Source organism: Ligilactobacillus pobuzihii E100301 = KCTC 13174 (genome assembly GCF_000349725.1).
Lineage (GTDB): Bacteria > Bacillota > Bacilli > Lactobacillales > Lactobacillaceae > Ligilactobacillus > Ligilactobacillus pobuzihii.
On sequence record NZ_KB714701.1, the window covers coordinates 67551 to 84992 of the forward strand.

14 protein-coding genes are annotated in these 17442 nt (G+C 37.8%); 3 read left to right on the forward strand and 11 right to left on the reverse strand.

Going from position 1 to position 17442, the window contains the following annotated elements; translation table 11 throughout:
- Positions 1–82 precede the first annotated feature (82 nt).
- From ftsX to LACPOB_RS0109540, 7 genes are all read right to left on the reverse strand, one after another.
- On the reverse strand, positions 83–976 hold the full coding sequence (ftsX, locus tag LACPOB_RS0109510) for a permease-like cell division protein FtsX (RefSeq protein ID WP_017868614.1): 894 nt from the start codon (positions 974–976) through the stop codon (positions 83–85).
- Positions 969–1652, reverse strand: coding sequence for a cell division ATP-binding protein FtsE (ftsE, locus tag LACPOB_RS0109515; RefSeq protein ID WP_026142819.1), 684 nt, complete (start codon positions 1650–1652; stop codon positions 969–971). Before ftsE ends, ftsX begins: the two co-directional genes overlap by 8 nt.
- Before the next feature lie 325 nt (positions 1653–1977).
- Positions 1978–3097, reverse strand: a protein-coding gene (gene prfB / locus LACPOB_RS0109520) for a peptide chain release factor 2 (RefSeq protein ID WP_191976291.1) whose coding sequence is annotated in 2 segments (ribosomal slippage) — positions 1978–3024 and positions 3026–3097 — 1119 coding nt in all. Because the reading frame shifts where the segments join, the coding sequence is not laid out codon by codon here.
- A gap of 137 nt (positions 3098–3234) precedes the next feature.
- Complete coding sequence (gene secA, locus LACPOB_RS0109525) at positions 3235–5598, reverse strand: preprotein translocase subunit SecA (RefSeq protein ID WP_017868617.1); 2364 nt, start codon at positions 5596–5598, stop codon at positions 3235–3237.
- 239 nt (positions 5599–5837) lie between these two features.
- Positions 5838–6392, reverse strand: coding sequence for a ribosome hibernation-promoting factor, HPF/YfiA family (hpf, locus tag LACPOB_RS0109530; protein ID WP_017868618.1), 555 nt, complete (start codon positions 6390–6392; stop codon positions 5838–5840).
- Positions 6393–6621: 229 nt separating this feature from the next.
- On the reverse strand, positions 6622–7314 hold the full coding sequence (locus LACPOB_RS0109535; protein ID WP_017868619.1) for a ComFC family protein: 693 nt from the start codon (positions 7312–7314) through the stop codon (positions 6622–6624).
- A complete protein-coding gene (locus LACPOB_RS0109540) occupies positions 7307–8641 on the reverse strand; it encodes an ATP-dependent helicase ComFA (protein WP_017868620.1) in 1335 nt (444 codons plus the stop codon). Before LACPOB_RS0109540 ends, LACPOB_RS0109535 begins: the two co-directional genes overlap by 8 nt.
- Positions 8642–8702: 61 nt before the next feature.
- On the opposite strand from LACPOB_RS0109540, the gene LACPOB_RS0109545 reads away from it, so the two are divergent.
- Positions 8703–9359: a YigZ family protein gene (locus tag LACPOB_RS0109545; RefSeq protein ID WP_017868621.1), complete on the forward strand. Its 657-nt coding sequence runs from the start codon at positions 8703–8705 to the stop codon at positions 9357–9359.
- A 238-nt stretch (positions 9360–9597) separates the two neighbouring features.
- On the opposite strand, the gene kimA is transcribed toward LACPOB_RS0109545, so the two are convergent.
- The 3 genes from kimA to groES all read right to left on the reverse strand — a co-directional run bounded on the left by kimA (position 9598) and on the right by groES (position 13684).
- Complete coding sequence (kimA, locus tag LACPOB_RS0109550; protein WP_017868622.1) at positions 9598–11430, reverse strand: potassium transporter KimA; 1833 nt, start codon at positions 11428–11430, stop codon at positions 9598–9600.
- A gap of 290 nt (positions 11431–11720) precedes the next feature.
- Positions 11721–13349 carry a chaperonin GroEL gene (gene groL / locus LACPOB_RS0109555; protein WP_017868623.1) on the reverse strand — a complete coding sequence of 543 codons (1629 nt, stop codon included), beginning with the start codon at positions 13347–13349 and terminating at the stop codon, positions 11721–11723.
- Positions 13350–13399: 50 nt separating this feature from the next.
- Positions 13400–13684, reverse strand: a complete 285-nt coding sequence (gene groES, locus LACPOB_RS0109560; RefSeq protein WP_017868624.1) for a co-chaperone GroES — start codon at positions 13682–13684, stop codon at positions 13400–13402.
- 182 nt (positions 13685–13866) lie between these two features.
- On the opposite strand from groES, the gene LACPOB_RS0109565 reads away from it, so the two are divergent.
- On the forward strand, positions 13867–14493 hold the full coding sequence (locus LACPOB_RS0109565) for a CPBP family intramembrane glutamic endopeptidase (RefSeq protein ID WP_017868625.1): 627 nt from the start codon (positions 13867–13869) through the stop codon (positions 14491–14493).
- Between the two features lie 71 nt (positions 14494–14564).
- On the opposite strand, the gene LACPOB_RS0109570 is transcribed toward LACPOB_RS0109565, so the two are convergent.
- Positions 14565–15206: a redox-sensing transcriptional repressor Rex gene (locus LACPOB_RS0109570; RefSeq protein WP_017868626.1), complete on the reverse strand. Its 642-nt coding sequence runs from the start codon at positions 15204–15206 to the stop codon at positions 14565–14567.
- 175 nt (positions 15207–15381) lie between these two features.
- On the opposite strand from LACPOB_RS0109570, the gene LACPOB_RS0109575 reads away from it, so the two are divergent.
- Positions 15382–17331 (forward strand): ABC transporter ATP-binding protein, encoded by a 1950-nt coding sequence (locus LACPOB_RS0109575; RefSeq protein WP_017868627.1) that lies wholly within the window; start codon positions 15382–15384, stop codon positions 17329–17331.
- Positions 17332–17442 lie beyond the last annotated feature (111 nt).

A 17442-nucleotide genomic window follows, 5' to 3' on the forward strand; every position in this document is an offset into this window, starting at 1 on the left:
TCTATAATCGGTCAACTTTTTAAAACAATAACAAAAAAACTTAGCTTGTTATTATAACAAAACCAAGTTTTTAGAATTATATTTAATTTTTTAGTTTTAAGAAGCGTCCCATTGATAACGCAGCACCTAAAGCCCCAATACCGATACCGATCAAAGCTAATAAAAGATCAATTTCCACTAAGAAAGTATGTGGTGTTAATAGTGACATATTGGTGCTTTGTAATGACTGAGAAACAACGTTATACATCCATCCATAACTAAAATCAACGACCAAGATTGGAATAATTGAACCGAACAAACCAGTCCATGCTCCTTCCAAAATGAATGGCCATCTGATATAACCGTTTGTTGCACCAACTAATCTCATGATCGAAATTTCATTACTCCTTGATAAGATAGTTAGCCTGATCGTATTTGAAATTAAAAAGACAGCCACAAACAAAAGCAAGATACTAATGATCATTCCCCAACGCCTGATTCCCGAAACAACGTTAAAGAGTTTCTTCGCTGATGCCCCTCCATATTGAGCTTGATAAACATGGCGGTATTTTTCAGCTGTCTTGGCAACATTGATCGTATCTTTAGGGTCATTCGTTTTAACAACATACACGTCATAAAGTGGGTTATCATCACCTGAGAATAAACGAAATTCCTTACCATATTCTCCAACAACATTATTTAACTCTTTTTTACGACTAGAAAAACTAATACTATCAACGCCATCAATATTAGAAAGTTTCTTTTTTAAATCCTGTTGTTGTTTGTCAGTTGTTTTACGGTCAATGAAAACACGGACTTCAACATCATTTTGTACATCATTAGCAACTTTATTAACATTTAGTAAGATCGAAAGCAAAACCCCAACTAACAGTAAAGTCACAGTCACAGCGGCAATCGCAGCTGTTGTCATCCAACCATTCCTTTTTAAGTTTCGCAAACTTTCGGTTAAATGACGCTTCAAAGTTAACTTACTCATTTTCGTAACCTCCTCCTTCTTGATCACGGATAATCTTTCCGGCAGAGATTTCTAATACACGATGTTTATGTTCATTAACCATATTACTATTATGAGTTGCCATCACGATAGTTGTGCCATCTTGATTGATTTTTTCCAAAATTTCCATAATTTCCTCAGACGTATCAGGGTCCAAGTTACCGGTAGGCTCATCAGCAATTAAAATTCCCGGACGATTAGCCATCGCGCGTGCAATAGCCACACGTTGTTGCTCACCACCAGAAATTTCATTGGGGAAGTTTTGGGCCTTATCTTTTAAACCAACTTGTTTTAAAACCTCATTCACTCGTTTTTCAACTTCTTCTGGTTTCTTTTCGATCACCTGTAAGGCGTACGCAATATTTTCAAAAATTGTGAGTCGTGGCAATAATTTAAAGTCCTGAAAAACGACCCCTAATTCGCGACGCAAAAAGGGGACCTCTTTATTTGTAATAGAACTTACATCATAATCATTAACACGTATTTCGCCAGAAGTAGCGCCTACTTCATGATACATTAACTTAATAAAAGTTGTTTTACCTGCCCCACTAGGACCTACAATATAGACAAATTCGCCCTGGTCGATCCGCACAGATAAGCGGTCGGCGCCAAGTACTTCATTGCCGTAATCTTTCACTACATTTTTAAATTCGATCAAGAGAACTTTTCCTCCAAAATATTTTTCATACTTCATTAGTATAACATTACCTAATATTCAATTAACAGTACATTATTGTTACAAAAAGATTGCGAAAGGGAGTAAGGCAAAAAGTGTTTTGAAGTCGATTTGTAACGACCATTGCTTTATTTTGGGGCGTAGCAAAATGAAAAATCAGAATAAAGTAATCGTTGTTACTGTAAGGCCTCAATTTTTTTGAAACAGGTTTAAGGGCCGCCAATCTAACCCATTTAATGGGATAGATCGACGACCCTTTTAGAATCGCACAGCTAGTTTTGTCCCAGTCCCTTCCGGATACTATTATTTACTGTGGATTATCTTGCTGTAATTTCCATTGTAAATACGAATTAATAAAGGGATCCAACTCTCCATCCATAACTGCCTGAATATTTCCCGTTTCTTGGTTTGTACGATGATCTTTGACCATCGAATATGGATGGAACACATATGAGCGAATCTGTGACCCCCAGCCAATTTCCAGCTGTTCGCCTTGGATCTTAGCTCGTTCCTGTTCTTTTTTTTCCATTTCCATTTGGTATAATTTAGACTTCATCATCTTTTCAGCAGTTGCCTTATTTTGAAACTGCGAACGTTGAGCCTGGCTAGAAGTAACAAGCCCAGTTGGTATATGGATCAAACGTACCGCAGAAGATGTTTTATTAATATGCTGACCACCGGCACCAGAGGAACGAAAAACTTCCATTTTAATATCTTCTGGACGTAAATCAACTTCTACATCATCCGATAACTCAGGCATCACATTGACCGAAGCAAATGAAGTATGACGCCGACCTGCAGAATCAAACGGTGAGATCCGAACTAAACGATGGACACCTTTTTCACTACGTAAATAGCCATATGCATTAGTCCCAGAGACCATTAATGTTACACTCTTGATCCCAGCTTCCTCGCCTTCTTGATAATCAACTGTTTCAACTTTAAAGTCATGTTGTTCTGCCCAACGATCGTACATCCGTAACAGCATCGAACCCCAGTCTTGCGACTCAGTTCCACCAGCACCTGGATGTATTTCCAAAATGGCATTATTTTTATCATATCGACCATTAAAAAGTAAAGTCAACTGGTATTGTTCCATTTGTTTTTGAACAGCTTCATATTTATTAGATAAATCATTGGCAATTTCCTGGTCACTAGGATCAGCCTCCGCCAATTCAAGCAAGACTTGCAGGTCTTCAATACTTTCTTCCAATGAATTAAAATTATCATACTTTGTTTTTAAAACATTGTTTTCATCGATCACGACCTGTGCTTGCTGGCTGTCGTTCCAAAACGCAGGGTCAGACATTTTCATTTCATTTTCTGCAATTGATTCTTTCAAACCTTCGAGGTCAAAGAGACCCCCTAAAGTCTGTGAGTTGTTTTTTCAAATGTTCAATTTCACGACTATAATCGCTAAATTCCATTTTTCTTCCTCCTCGTATTATAAAAAGTTACCTGAATTTTTGAATTCTATGTTCAAAATCAATTTTTCAAATAACTACTCCATAAAAAACGGACGATAAACTACCATTTTCGTAGTAGTCCGCCCGTTTTAGACTTATTATCGCTTAATATTTTGACGGATCTCGGCTTTCAAGAAGAGACGAGTAACATCATATTCGATATTACCAACCATTTCTTCAAACATCCGATAACCATCAGATTGATATTCAACCAATGGATTCAACTGGCCGTAACCACGCAAACCAATCGATTGACGTAATTGATCCATTTCATCGATATGATCGGTCCAACGTGAATCAACCACTCGTAAGATAACAACTTTTTCAAATTCCAAGATTTGGCTTGGATCATAGAGTTGTTTTTCTTTCATATGATAGTTAGCCTCAGCACGTGACATCAAATAATCAATAATTTCTTCGGGTTTCTTACCTGCTAGATCATTGACCGAAATACTATCTTCATTGACCATCACCGCAATTGCAAAGTCAACGATTGCTTGCAAGTCCCAATCTTTTTTCTCACCTTGCGTATGCATCTGGACTGTATGCTTCACAGTTCGCTGGATCATTGGCATGATCACATGCTTCAAAGAGCTCTCTTCCATGATCACTTGCTGACGTTGAGCGTAGATAACTTCGCGTTGCGCCCGCATTACATCATCGTATTGCAAAACTTGCTTACGTGTATCATAGTTATTACCTTCAACACGTTTTTGTGCAGATTCAACCTGTCTAGAGATCATTCGTGATTGAATGATTGCATCATCATCTTCAACTTTCATCCGATGTAAGAGATCCTTGATCCGATCAGAACCAAAACGTAACATCAAATCATCTTCCAATGAAAGATAAAATTGTGTTACACCAGGATCACCTTGTCGACCAGAACGACCACGTAACTGGTTATCGATACGCCGCGACTCATGACGTTCAGTACCGATCACCGCTAAGCCACCCACATCAGTCACACCAGGCCCTAATTTAATATCAGTACCACGACCAGCCATATTAGTGGCGATCGTAACAGCACCGCGTTGACCGGCACTTGTGATGATATCAGCTTCCTTAGCATTGTTTTTAGCGTTCAAAACAGCATGAGGAACGCCTGCTTTATCCAAAAGTGAGGATAAATATTCAGAAGTTTCAACAGCTACTGTACCGACCAGGATTGGTTGTCCAGACTCATGTCGCGCTTTGATGTCTTCTACGACCGCATTAAATTTGCTGACTAGTGTTGGATACAACAAATCAGGACGATCATCACGAATAACCGGCTTATTAGTCGGGATCCCAATGACTTCCATATTATAGATCTCACGGAATTCTTCTTGTTCAGTTTTAGCTGTACCTGTCATACCAGCTAACTTCTTGTACATTCTAAAGAAGTTCTGGTAAGTGATATTAGCCATTGTTTTTGTTTCTTCTTCGATCTTGACACGTTCTTTAGCTTCGATAGCCTGATGCAAGCCATCAGAATAACGACGCCCATCCATGATCCGACCTGTAAACTGATCGACGATCAAAACTTCACCATCACGAACCACATAATCTTTATCCTTGATCATAATGTAGTTCGCCCGCAATGCATTATCCAAATGATGATTCAAAGCCGTATTATCTGGATCAAACAAGTTGGTCAATCCAAAATATTTTTCACCTTTCTGAATACCTTGTTCAGTTAATGAAACTGTCTTGGATTCCAAATCAACTTTGAAATCATCTTCCTTAGTCAAGGTTTTAGCAAAGCGATCGGCGCGGATATAAAGTTTAGTTGACCCTTGTGCTTGTCCAGAAATGATCAACGGTGTCCGAGCCTCATCGATCAAGATCGAATCGACCTCATCGACGATCACAAAGTTTAAGGGGCGTTGTACCATATCTTCTTTGTAGACGACCATATTATCACGTAGATAATCAAAACCTAATTCACTGTTTGTTGAATAAGTAATATCAGCATTGTATGCTTCACGCTTTTCTTCAGCTGAAATACCATTAACATTCAACCCAACTGACAAACCTAACCAATGGTATAACTCTCCCATTTCAGTTGCGTCACGTGAGGCTAAATATTCATTAACTGTAACAACATGTACTCCTTTTTGGCCCAAGGCATTCAAATAAACCGGCATTGTTGCCGTTAAAGTCTTACCTTCACCAGTTTTCATTTCAGCAATATTACCTTCATGGAGTACGATACCACCAATAATTTGCACGTGGAAAGGATACAATCCTAATACGCGTCGTGCACCTTCACGCACAACCGCAAAGGCCTCTGGTAAAATATCATCCAAAGTTGCGCCGTCTTGGATCCGTGACTTAAATTCTGGAGTTTTAGCCTGAAGTTCTTCGTCAGACATAGCTTCCATATCAGAAGCAAAAGCCTCGACCTTATCGGCGATCTTATCTAATCTTTTTATTTCTCGCTTATCGCTTTCAACCCATTTTTTCAGGACGTTTGCCATGAAATAATTCCCTTCTTTAACAAAACACTTTTAATTAAAATTCATTTCATCTTTTAAGATATAATACACTAATTTATATTCTAGCATTCTTATTTGCAAATTAAAACAAAAACCGCCCCAACTACACAAAGACAGTAAGTAAAAAACATCCCTTTGGCAGGACCAATACGTAGTTTAAACCCAAAAATAGGAGCAAAACAAACGTTTTGCTCCTACCTTCACTTAATTTTAACTAAATTTTATTGACCTGCTTCGATCAAACCATAGCGACCATCACGGCGACGGTATACAATGTTAACGCCTTGTGATTCAGCATCTTCATAGATAAAGAAGTTATGTCCTAACATTTCCATTTGCAAAACCGCTTCTTCACTATCCATTGGCTTCAAAGCGATATTTTTTGTCCGAACGATTTCGATGTTATCTTCGTCTTTAGAATTATCACTTTCTGGAACTTGTGAAACAAACTCTAAGCCCTTATAGCCCTTTTCACGTGACTTACGGTTGATCTTAGTCTTATGTTTTCTAATTTGACGTTCAAGTTTGTCGGTCACCAAATCAATACTTGCGTACATGTCAGGCGATGTTTCCTCCGCCCTTAATACCAAGTATGGCAACGGAATAGTTACCTCGACCTTAGCATTTTTATCTGAGTAAACCTTCAAGTTAACATGAGCAGTTGAATTGGAGGTATCCTCAAAATACTTTTCAAGTTTTGTCAATTTTTTCTCGACATAATCTCTTAAAGCTGATGTAACCTCAATATTCTCACCACGTACGTTGATTTTTAACATGGTTACCTCTCCTTTCACAACCAGAATTTTTGATCCTGGCGGGTGGATATCAATTAAAATAGATATCTCATCTACAAATTAATTATAATAGAAAGCTGGTAAATAAACAAATTTTTCTATTCAAATTTTCATCAAGAAGAGCCTAAAAGGCAATGTAAATAGCGCTTTCATAGTGTTTTAAGCAATTCATAATTTTTTTATTTTATTTAAATGAATGAGCTAATATATTTTATCTCGCCAATGTAAATGAGTAAATCGAACCTGCACCCTGGGCTTCTAAAATATGTTTGGCATGATAAAGTGTCCGACCTGTCGTATAAATATCGTCTAGTAAAATGATATTCTCTCCATCTAATTTTCTTGCTCCTTTATATTTGAATGGCTGGCCCGTTTCCATCCTGGCCTTACGTGTCTTGGTTGATTGTTTAACATGTCCCTGCTTTGTTTGAAATTCTAAAAGCTCACTGAGTTCGATATTTTGTAGCAATCCTTCTACTTGGTTAAAACCTCTAGTATTAAACGTCTGCTGATCGACTGGGATAGCAACATACAAATAATTTTGCTGAGAGTTTTGCTTAATAAAATTAGTAAACTGTTCTTGAAAGATCAACCTCCACTGATAGTCCCCGCTAAATTTATAACGTTGCATATATTCTTTCATCACTACGTCATACACAAACATAGCACGATTTTTTAGTAAATTTTCCTCACCCATTTTCAACCATCGCTGACAGTCCTGACATAATCGTCGTTCTTTTTGTCGACGACCACATCCTGGACAAATACTTCTGAGCTCAATTTTAGAAAAGCTTTCCATACAATTTTGACAGATGACCGGGTCTTTTAAGTGCTGCATAGAAAGCAACCATTTTAAAGTTAATTTTATTTTGATCTCACGCCCACACATTAAACACTTATTCATTTAGCAACTTGTCCCCTTTTTTATTGAGATCTTTGATCTGTTGAACAGCGTCTTTGACATTTTTCACATAATCTTGACAAATAAAGATCACATCTCCATACGGACGTTTCTGACTACGTCCTACCCGTCCTGCGATCTGAACTAACGCTGACACAGAAAAAGTGCGTTCGTCGGCTCCTAGAATCATCACATTCAAACTTGGAAATGTTACTCCTCTTTCTAAAATAGTAGTCGTCACTAAATAATTAAGTTGGTGATCACGCATCGCCTGAACTTTAGTGATCCGTTGTGGGTCAGCCGAATAAACCGAATCTCCTAAAACGTTTTTAGGTAAGACAGACCGTAAAACCTGCAAAACTGGTTTGAGCAACTCAATATTGGGCACGAAAACTAAGAAAGGCAAAGCATCTTTACTCCATTTACGCAAACAATTGGTTAATTTGACGGGGAATTTTTTCCTGGCTAATTTATTTTGCCAGTGATTGAGCAGCCACACTTGCGGGACAGGTAACAGCTTTCTATGAAATCGAATCGGTAAATAACTAACTGGTAATTTATTTTGCTTAATACGAACTAACATGTTTTTAGTTGGAGTTGCCGTTAGATAGACCAGAGTCCCACTTATTTTCATTGCTCGCTTTGCAGCTTTTTTTAACATCTGACTATTAACAAAAGGAAAAGCATCGACTTCATCAATGATCAATAAGTCAAATGCATGTTGAAAACGAAGAAGTTGATGAGTCGTGCAAATAGTCAATTGACTATATTGATAGGATTGTTTACTATGACCGTGCAATAAAACCGGGGTAATTTTGCGAAATGCAGCAACGATCCGTGGATAAAGTTCATTACACACATCAACTCTGGGCGATGCTAAGCAGATTCTTTTTTTCTGTAATAATGCTTTAGTCAACATTGGAAATAACATTTCTGTTTTTCCGGCACCAGTAACAGCCCACATCAAATATTTTCCAGGTCGATCCAGTGCTTTAATAAGTTTTTTTGAACAATTTTGTTGGAAAGGGGATAGTTGTCCTTGCCAGCTTAATGGTGTTTGAGTTAATTTCGAAAATAAATTTGGTTCATTTAAATGATATAATTGATTAGTGGAAGAAACTCGGCCTAATAAAATACATTGAGGACAATAATAGGTCCCATTGGGGAGCATTGCTTGTTCTTTTCTAGTTTTTGACAAGCAACGTTGACATTCGATATAGTTCCCTTGTTGAACCACTGCTGGTTGTGCCCGATCAATTAAAGATCTTCTTAATTCCATTGTGAGCTCAGTGTCTAAAAGTAGTCGCCCATATAATTCAGTTTTATCCATTTAATGATCACCTCACATAATATATACGCAAAAAATCAAAATTTTAAGGAGGGAATTTTCAATGAGATCCTATTTGACCATCAAACAGGCCGGAAACTTTGAAATAGATATAAAGAAATCTCAGTTTATTTGCAACATCGCACGTACTGAAACTAAAGAACAAGCAGAAGAATTTATTACGCAAATTAAAAAGGAGCATTCTTCGGCAACACATAATTGTTATGCTTACGTTTTAGGGATGGATAATGAAGTAATGAAACAAAATGATAACGGTGAACCTTCTGGTACAGCAGGAGCACCAATTTTGAATGTCTTAGAACAATTGGAACTTCGTAATGTAACTGCAGTCGTAACACGTTATTTCGGCGGGACCAAGTTAGGTGCTGGGGGACTTATTCGCGCTTATAGTAATGCAACCTCAAAAACAATTGAACATATTGGTGTCAATCAACGTCAGCCGCAAACAGAAAGCACTTTGACCATTACCTACCCTTTACAAGGCAAATTGGAACATTTTTTAGCAAAACAACAGATCCAGACTATAGATACCCAATATACAGACAAAGTTTCTTTGACTATCGCTTTAAATACAACCGAATACGATGAAAAAATCTCTCTGATCAATGATTTTTTAAATGCTCAGGTTACGATCACGAAAGGACCAGAAGTTTATCATGAGGTCCCTTACGATCTTACCGATAAAAACGCTCGTTATTAAATAAGAAAGAATGTGACAAAAAATGTTTTGAAGTCGATTTAAAATAACGAACGGTTCATTTTGGATCGTAGCAAAGCGAAGAACCAGAATAACGCAATCGTTGCAACAGTAAAAGATTTCAATCTTTCGGAGCACGTTTAAGGGCCGTTGGTCTATCCCATTAATAACGAGATAGACCAACGGCCCTTTTAGGATCGCACATCTAATTATATCCCAGCTCTGCCTTTTATCCGCTTTTTTACATTTTTAAATGATAATTATAAGTGGCAACAATAATATTTTCACGCGTATTCAAAGAATTGCGTAACCGTAGCGCTGTCTGGTTATGCAAGATGTTCTGCCATGGTTTACGTGGAACAAATTGCGGTACAATGACCGTTACGGAATCATTTCTATCTGCAGAATTTTTCGCGATCACATCACAAAAACGAATAACTGGATCGACTACCGAACGATACGAAGAATGCAGATCAACAAACCTGACCTCTGGAAAAGCCTGTTTGAACTCCTTGGCAGTTTCATGTTCTTTTTTAGGATCTGTATCAAATGAAACATGCATCGCAATCACGTTATCGCCGATCGAGCGCGCATAATTGATGGCACCAGTAGTTACATGCGTCACTGAACTTATCAAAACAATGACAGTGGCGCCACTAAAGTCATGTAATTGTTGTACTTGGGAATTAACTCTTAGTTGATCCGCAACTCGTAGATAATGCTTTTTGATCCGATAAAAAGCAAATAGTAATACAGGCATAATGATCAAATAGGGCCAGACATTGGGAAAATGCAGCCAGAATAAAAAGACCACTAATGCCAGTGAGATCACTGCTCCTAACAAGTTAAAACTTGAATTTAACCACCAGTGTTTTCCCCGCTCACGGAACCAATGAATGATCATGCCAGATTGCGATAGAGTAAATGGCACAAATACGCCCACTGCATACAATGGGATCAATAAATTAGTTTGACCATGAAAAATAAAGATCAACACGATAGCACCCACTGCCAAAGAAACAATACCATTAGAGTAACCCAATCGGTCACCTTTATCCATAAACATATGCGGCATATATTTATCTTTCGCTAAATTATACGCTAGTATCGGAAAAGCCGAAAAACCAGTATTAGCAGCTACAGCCAAAATCATCGCAGTAGCTAGTTGTAACAAATAATACATAATGCCATGACCAAAAATAGTTTCTGAAATTTGCGAGAGTACGGTCTCATGGTCATTTGGCAAGATCCCTAAATAATAACTAAGGAAAGTAATACTTGCAAAAAATACTGCCAAGATCAAAGCCATAATTGCTAAAGTATTAGCAGCATTTTTTCTCTTTGGTCGGTTAAAATTAGGAACGGCATTACTGATTGCTTCCACCCCAGTCAGCGAAGAAGAGCCGGCCGAAAAAGCCCGCAAGAATAAAACAACTGACATTCCTTGAACTGGCGCACCTAAACTTGCCGTGGCTTGATAGTCGATATTTCCCGTCGCTATATTAATAAATCCCCAAACGATCATAACTGCGATCATAACAACGAACAAATAAACCGGAACTGTCAGAAAAGAAGCTGATTCTCTCATACCTCTTAGGTTTAAAGTCATAATAAATAAGACGATCAGCACTGAGATCAAAATGGCATGTGGTCGTAAAACAGGGACAGCTGAAGTGATGGCTTCTGTACCAGAAGTCACAGAAACAGCCACAGTTAACATGTAATCAACCAGTAATGAGCCACCCGCAACCAAACCGGCACCTGATCCCCAGTTTTTAGTCGCAACGACATATGCACCGCCTCCAGAAGGATAAGCATGAATGATCTGTCGATAAGACATAGTAATAGCAAATAATAAAATTAAAACGATTGCTGCTGCAGGTACTGAATACCAAGTCGCAGCGGCAGATAAAACAATCAAAGTTGCTGTGATCTGCTCGGTCCCGTATGCAACTGATGATAAAGCATCGGACGAAAGCAAAGCCAAAGCTTTAAACTTGGTCAATGATTGGCCACCTTCATCGACTGTTTTGAGCGGTTTACCGATCAACAGCCGTTTTAAGTAACGCCACATAATTTTTGCTCCTTTAAACGTTATAAGATTTTATTGCTAAAATTAAACGCCCTAATTCTACAACAAACCCCTGTGGGAGTGTATCCACACACATTTTTGTTTTCGAACAGTTATTTTAGCGAACCTAATATTACTCCTTTTACTGATCTTCTTGCAAGCATTTCCTTAAATAAATCTCAAATAATTTAGCGACAATATTTTAACAGGTTCATTGTTAAATAATGAATTGTTTTTACACTAAAAAAACCAAGGAACTAGTCCTTGGTCCAAATACTAATATTTGATCGATCTTACATCATACCGCCCATACCGGCACCTGGTTGAGGTGCTGCAGCATTATCATCTTTTGGTTCTGGTTTGTCAGCAACAACAGCTTCAGTTGTCAATAACAAAGCAGCAACGGATGCAGCATTTTGCAAGGCTGAACGTGTTACCTTAGTTGGGTCAACGATACCTGCATCGATCATATCTTCCCATTCACCAGTAGCAGCATTGAAACCAATGCCAGCCTTTTCATCCTTTAATTTTTCGACGATGACAGAGCCTTCCAAACCGGCATTAAAAACGATTTGGCGAACTGGTTCTTCTAAGGCACGTTTAACAATGTTAATACCTGTTTGAACATCGCCTTTTTCTTCCAAGGCAGCAACTTTATCGATCACGTTGACTAACGCTGTACCACCACCAGCAACGAATCCTTCTTGAACAGCGGCACGCGTTGAGTTCAAGGCATCTTCGATCCGATATTTACGTTCTTTTAATTCAGTTTCAGTAGCAGCACCAACTTTAACTACAGCGACACCACCAGATAGCTTAGCCAAACGTTCTTGTAATTTTTCGCGGTCAAAGTCAGATGTTGTTTCACCGATTTGTTTCTTGATCTGAGCAACACGTTCTGCGATCTGATCTTTATCACCGGAACCTTCAACGATCGTTGTATTTTCTTTGTCGACAGTAACTTTGCCTGCTGTACCTAATTGATCGACCGTTGTGTCTTTAAGTTGTAGGCCTAAGTCTTCAGTAATAACTGTACCACCAGTTAAAACAGCAATATCTTGTAACATTTCTTTACGACGATCACCAAAGCCAGGAGCCTTAACGGCAACAACATTGAATGTCCCGCGGATCTTGTTAAGAACCAACGTTGGCAATGCTTCGCCTTCAATATCATCAGCAATGATCAACAATGGACGACCTTGTTGTACGATATTTTGTAACAATGGCAATATATCCTGAATATTTGAGATCTTCTTGTCAGTGATCAAAATGTATGGATTATCCAAATCGGCTTCCATCTTATCTTCATCAGTTACCATGTACTGTGAAAGATAACCACGGTCAAATTGCATACCTTCAACAACATCTAAGGATGTTTCGATACCTTTGGATTCTTCGATCGTGATAACACCATCGTTACCAACTTTTTCCATTGCTTCGGCGATCAAATCACCAGTTTGTTCACTAGCAGAGGAAACAGCAGCGATTTGGCTGATATCACTTCTAGAAGAAACATCATGTGACATTTCATGTAAGGCGTCAACAGCTGCTTTAGTAGCCTTCTCAATGCCAGTTCTAATACCAACTGGGTTAGCGCCAGCTGTGACATTCTTCATACCTTCTGAAACAATTGATTGTGCTAAAACAGTAGCTGTTGTTGTACCGTCACCAGCAATGTCATTTGTTTTAGATGCAACCTCAGAAACTAATTTTGCACCCATGTTTTCAAAATGATCTTCTAATTCGATATCTTTAGCGATCGTTACACCATCGTTAGTGATAGTAGGAGAACCGTAAGATTGTTCCAAAACTACATTACGACCCTTAGGACCGATCGTTGATTTTACTGTATTTGCTAATTTGTCTACACCAGCAAGCATTTTTGCTCGTGCATCTTCGGAAAATTTAATTTCTTTAGCCATTAATTTTTCACCTCATCAAAAATTAGAGTTCTATACTTTTACTAAAAAGTTTATTCAACAACTGCGACAATATCATTAGCTCGAACAACTAAGTATTTTTCGCCATCATATGTGACTTCTGTGCCAGCATATTTATCATAGATCACTGAGTCGCCAGTTTGTACTTCTGGGGCACTCTTTTCACCGTTATCAAGTACACGACCAGCACCCACGGCCACAACCTTACCAGTTTGTGGTTTTTCTTTAGCATTACTTGCCAAGACGATTCCGCCTACTGTTTGTTCTTCTTCTTCTTGAACTTCAAGGATTACTCTGTCTCCTAATGGTTTCAGCACTCTAGATCCCTCCAATAGTTTTTAGCACTCAGTATACCTAAGTGCTAATTTGATTACAGTTATTATCATAAACATTTTATTTTTAAATTGCAAGTACTTTTTATCACTCTCCGTCTTCGAGTGCTAATTTTTTTATAAAATATATGCTATAATAACGCAAGCAAGTAAAGGAGCTTTTGTAATTGAAATTAAAATCAAACTCGCTAAGTCTATTTTTAGGTTACTTTATCCTAGTTTTTCTTCAGCAGATCAGTTTTCATTTAGTATCTAATAATGACCTACTATATCCACTACAAGCATGCTTGAATCTTACTGGAGCACTGTTATTGTTATGGGTCGCACACCACTTTAAGTATCAGAACCAATTAGAAAATAAGTCTACTAATATCTGGCAAGGGCTCTTATGGGCTGTGGTTGGAACTGCCGTAATATTATTAGCTCAAAAAATTTTACTTTGGTTCGAAGCCGTAATTTTGCAACAACCAACGGTATCCGAAAACACGAGTCAATTAATGGCAGTTACTGCAAAATATCCTTACTATCTATTAGTGATCATAGTCACTGAACCTATAATAGAGGAGCTGATCTATCGTAAGGTCTTATTTGGAAACTTCACACACTGGTTTAAGCCTTGGCAAACTGCACTACTTTCCAGTTTGTTATTTGCATTGGGGCATGGTGATGGTCACTTTCTAACATACACGGTGATCGGTCTGCTTTTATGTTTGATCTACGCAAAAACTGGCAAGGTCCAATATTCTATGACTACTCACATCTTAATGAACTGCGCAGTTTTATTGCTCAACTAAAAAATCGTAGAAATTTACTTTAAAGTAAGTTTCTACGATTTTTTTATTTGTTTATCCATAAACAATTTCACTTATTCACCTGATTGGTCAACATGGTTGAGAAAGTAAATCAATGTCTGTAATTCATTGGTCAAGTCAACATTTTGAATGCGTACACCATCTTGGACAGTAACACGTAAAGGTGTAAAGTTCAAAATTCCCTTGACCCCTGCTGCTACTAATTCATCAGTAACACGTTGTGCAACTGGAGAAGGCACAGTTAGGATCACAACTTCAATTTGTTGTTGAACTAACTGTTCTTTCATTTCACTCATTGGATAAATTGGCACACCACTTTGGATCGTGCCAGTGATTCGATCGTCAATATCAAATGCAGCGCTGATCCTAACATTATTGCTTCCATGAAAATTATAATTTAATAATGCATGACCTAAATTACCTACACCGATCAGTCCAACATTTGTTAATTTGTCTTGGTTCAAAGTCTTCTTAAAGAAATCCAGCAGGCTTTTAACATCATAGCCATAGCCTCGTTTTCCTAATGCACCAAAATATGAAAAATCACGTCTGATCGTAGCAGAATCAACTTTAACTGCTTCTGCCAATTCAGTTGAAGAAATTCTCTTCTTTCCTGAATTATATAATATACCTAAGTAACGATAATAAATCGGTAATCTTTTAGCCGTTGCTCTAGGTATTTTTGCGTTTACCATTTTAAAGCCCCTTTCACAAATGCTCACTGACATAATTCTACCATATAAAATTTCACAATCAAATAAAAAGTTCATTGATTCACAACTTAATTGAAAAAATTTAAATTTAGGACGATGTATTGCACAGTATGCTAGAATAGTCTATGTAGAAAAAAATTAGGCAGGTGAAACATTTATGCTTTTATTACAAGTCCAACAAGTCGCGCGTATTTTTGCTGGAGATCCACTATTTGAAAACGTCGATTTGAATATCCAAGACAATTCTCGGATCGCACTTGTCGGACCAAATGGTGCAGGTAAATCTACTTTGATCAAGATGATCATTGGCGAAAATGAACCCGATGAAGGCCAAATAGTTGGTCGTAAAGGCTTAACGATCGGATATTTAGCGCAAGACACTGGTTTAGAGTCAGAAGACACGATCTATGATGAAATGTTAAAAGTCTTTTCAGGTTTGATCGCAATGGAAAAACAGATCCATCATTTGGAAAATCAAATTGCTGTCAGTCAAGACCACACTTCTTCTTCATACCAAGCATTACTCAAACAATATGATCAATTAATGCATGACTTTTCTGCCAAAAATGGCTATGGATATCAAGCAGAGATCCGTTCAGTTTTGCACGGTTTTCATTTTTATGAAGAAGATCTTGATAAAAAAGTTTCTTCTTTATCGGGGGGACAAAAAACACGGTTGGCTTTGGCTCGTTTACTGCTCGAAAAAAGAGACTTACTAATTTTAGACGAACCTACCAACCATTTAGATATCGAGACCTTACAGTGGTTAGAAAATTACCTGCAGGGATATCCTGGGGCTTTGTTACTTGTTTCTCATGATCGTTATTTTTTGGATAAAATAGTCACAAAAGTCTGCAATATAAGTCACAAGAAAGCCACCACATACCCAGGGAATTACTCTGAATTTGTGAAACAAAAAGATGCAGCACAAAAACAGGCCTGGAAAGAATATGACAAACAACAAGCAGAAATTAGCAAGTTACAAGACTTTGTTAATAAAAACCTAGTGCGAGCAACAACTAGTAAGCGCGCACAGAGTCGGCAAAAGCAACTGGATAAAATGGAACGTATACAGCGTCCTGAAGGGGACGAAAAGGGGCCACATTTTTCATTTACCCCTGCTTTTAAAAGTGGATCAGTTGTATTAACTGTTGCAGATGGTTATATTGGGCATGATCAACAAACAATTTCTGGCCCAGTCAACTTTGAACTACGTAAGAACAAGGTTTTAGCAGTTGTTGGACAAAATGGGATCGGCAAATCAACTCTACTCGAAAGCATTATCGGTCAGATCCCGTTCATCTCTGGTTCGGCTACATTTGGTACAAACGTCCAGTACGGTTATTATGACCAGGAACAAGAAGGTTTACATCCTAAAAAAAATGTCTTGAATGAGATCTGGGATGAACACCCTACTACTCCAGAAAAAGATATTCGTTCACTTTTAGGTGGTTTTTTATTTAAGGGTGAAGACGTTAAAAAAATCGTGCATAGTTTATCTGGTGGTGAAAAGGCACGTCTTTTACTGACTAAGTTAGCCATGCAACATGATAATTTGTTGATTTTAGACGAACCTACCAACCATTTAGACATAAATAGCAAAGAGGTTTTAGAAAAAGCAATTCAAAACTTCACTGGCACAGTTTTATTCGTTTCACATGATCGTTATTTTATAAATCAAACAGCCGATGAGATCATCGAAATTTCTCCTTCTGGTAGTACACTATACCTTGGCGATTATGATTACTATATTGAGAAAAAAGAAGAGCAACGATTGATCGCTGAACAAAAAAATGCTGAACAAACAGAAAGTGGGCAGCCTAAAAAAACCACTTCAACTGCGAAAAATAATTACGCTTTGAGTAAAAGTAAACAAAAACAACAGCGTAAATTAGAAAGACAAGTCGCACAACTAGAAGAAAAAGTTGATACTTTAGATCAACAAAAAACTGATCTAGAGCAGCAAATGTCTCAACCAGAAATATTCAATGACCCTTCAAAAATGCAAGAATTACAACAAAAATTGGAAAATATCAGTCAAGAATTAACTGACACTGAAGATCATTGGGAACAAAGTTCAGTTGAACTAGAAGAATTTATGTCATAAAAAATGAGCGGGAACATAACTAACTATGCGATTTTAAAAGGGCCGTCGATCTAACCCATTTAAATGGGTTAGATCAGCGGCCCTTAAACGTGTTCCAAAAGATGTTTTCCA

Excerpts from the sequence above, each read along its gene's own strand:
- groL (WP_017868623.1), bottom strand. The coding sequence starts at position 13,349 with ATGGCTAAAGAAATTAAATTTTCCGAAGATGCACGAGCAAAAATGCTT.
- LACPOB_RS0109545 (WP_017868621.1), top strand. The coding sequence starts at position 8,703 with ATGAGATCCTATTTGACCATCAAACAGGCCGGAAACTTTGAAATAGAT.
- LACPOB_RS0109535 (WP_017868619.1), bottom strand. The coding sequence starts at position 7,314 with ATGAATAAGTGTTTAATGTGTGGGCGTGAGATCAAAATAAAATTAACT.
- LACPOB_RS0109575 (WP_017868627.1), top strand. The coding sequence starts at position 15,382 with ATGCTTTTATTACAAGTCCAACAAGTCGCGCGTATTTTTGCTGGAGAT.
- LACPOB_RS0109570 (WP_017868626.1), bottom strand. The coding sequence starts at position 15,206 with ATGGTAAACGCAAAAATACCTAGAGCAACGGCTAAAAGATTACCGATT.
- ftsX (WP_017868614.1), bottom strand. The coding sequence starts at position 976 with ATGAGTAAGTTAACTTTGAAGCGTCATTTAACCGAAAGTTTGCGAAAC.
- hpf (WP_017868618.1), bottom strand. The coding sequence starts at position 6,392 with ATGTTAAAAATCAACGTACGTGGTGAGAATATTGAGGTTACATCAGCT.
- LACPOB_RS0109540 (WP_017868620.1), bottom strand. The coding sequence starts at position 8,641 with ATGGATAAAACTGAATTATATGGGCGACTACTTTTAGACACTGAGCTC.
- secA (WP_017868617.1), bottom strand. The coding sequence starts at position 5,598 with ATGGCAAACGTCCTGAAAAAATGGGTTGAAAGCGATAAGCGAGAAATA.
- kimA (WP_017868622.1), bottom strand. The coding sequence starts at position 11,430 with ATGTGGCGTTACTTAAAACGGCTGTTGATCGGTAAACCGCTCAAAACA.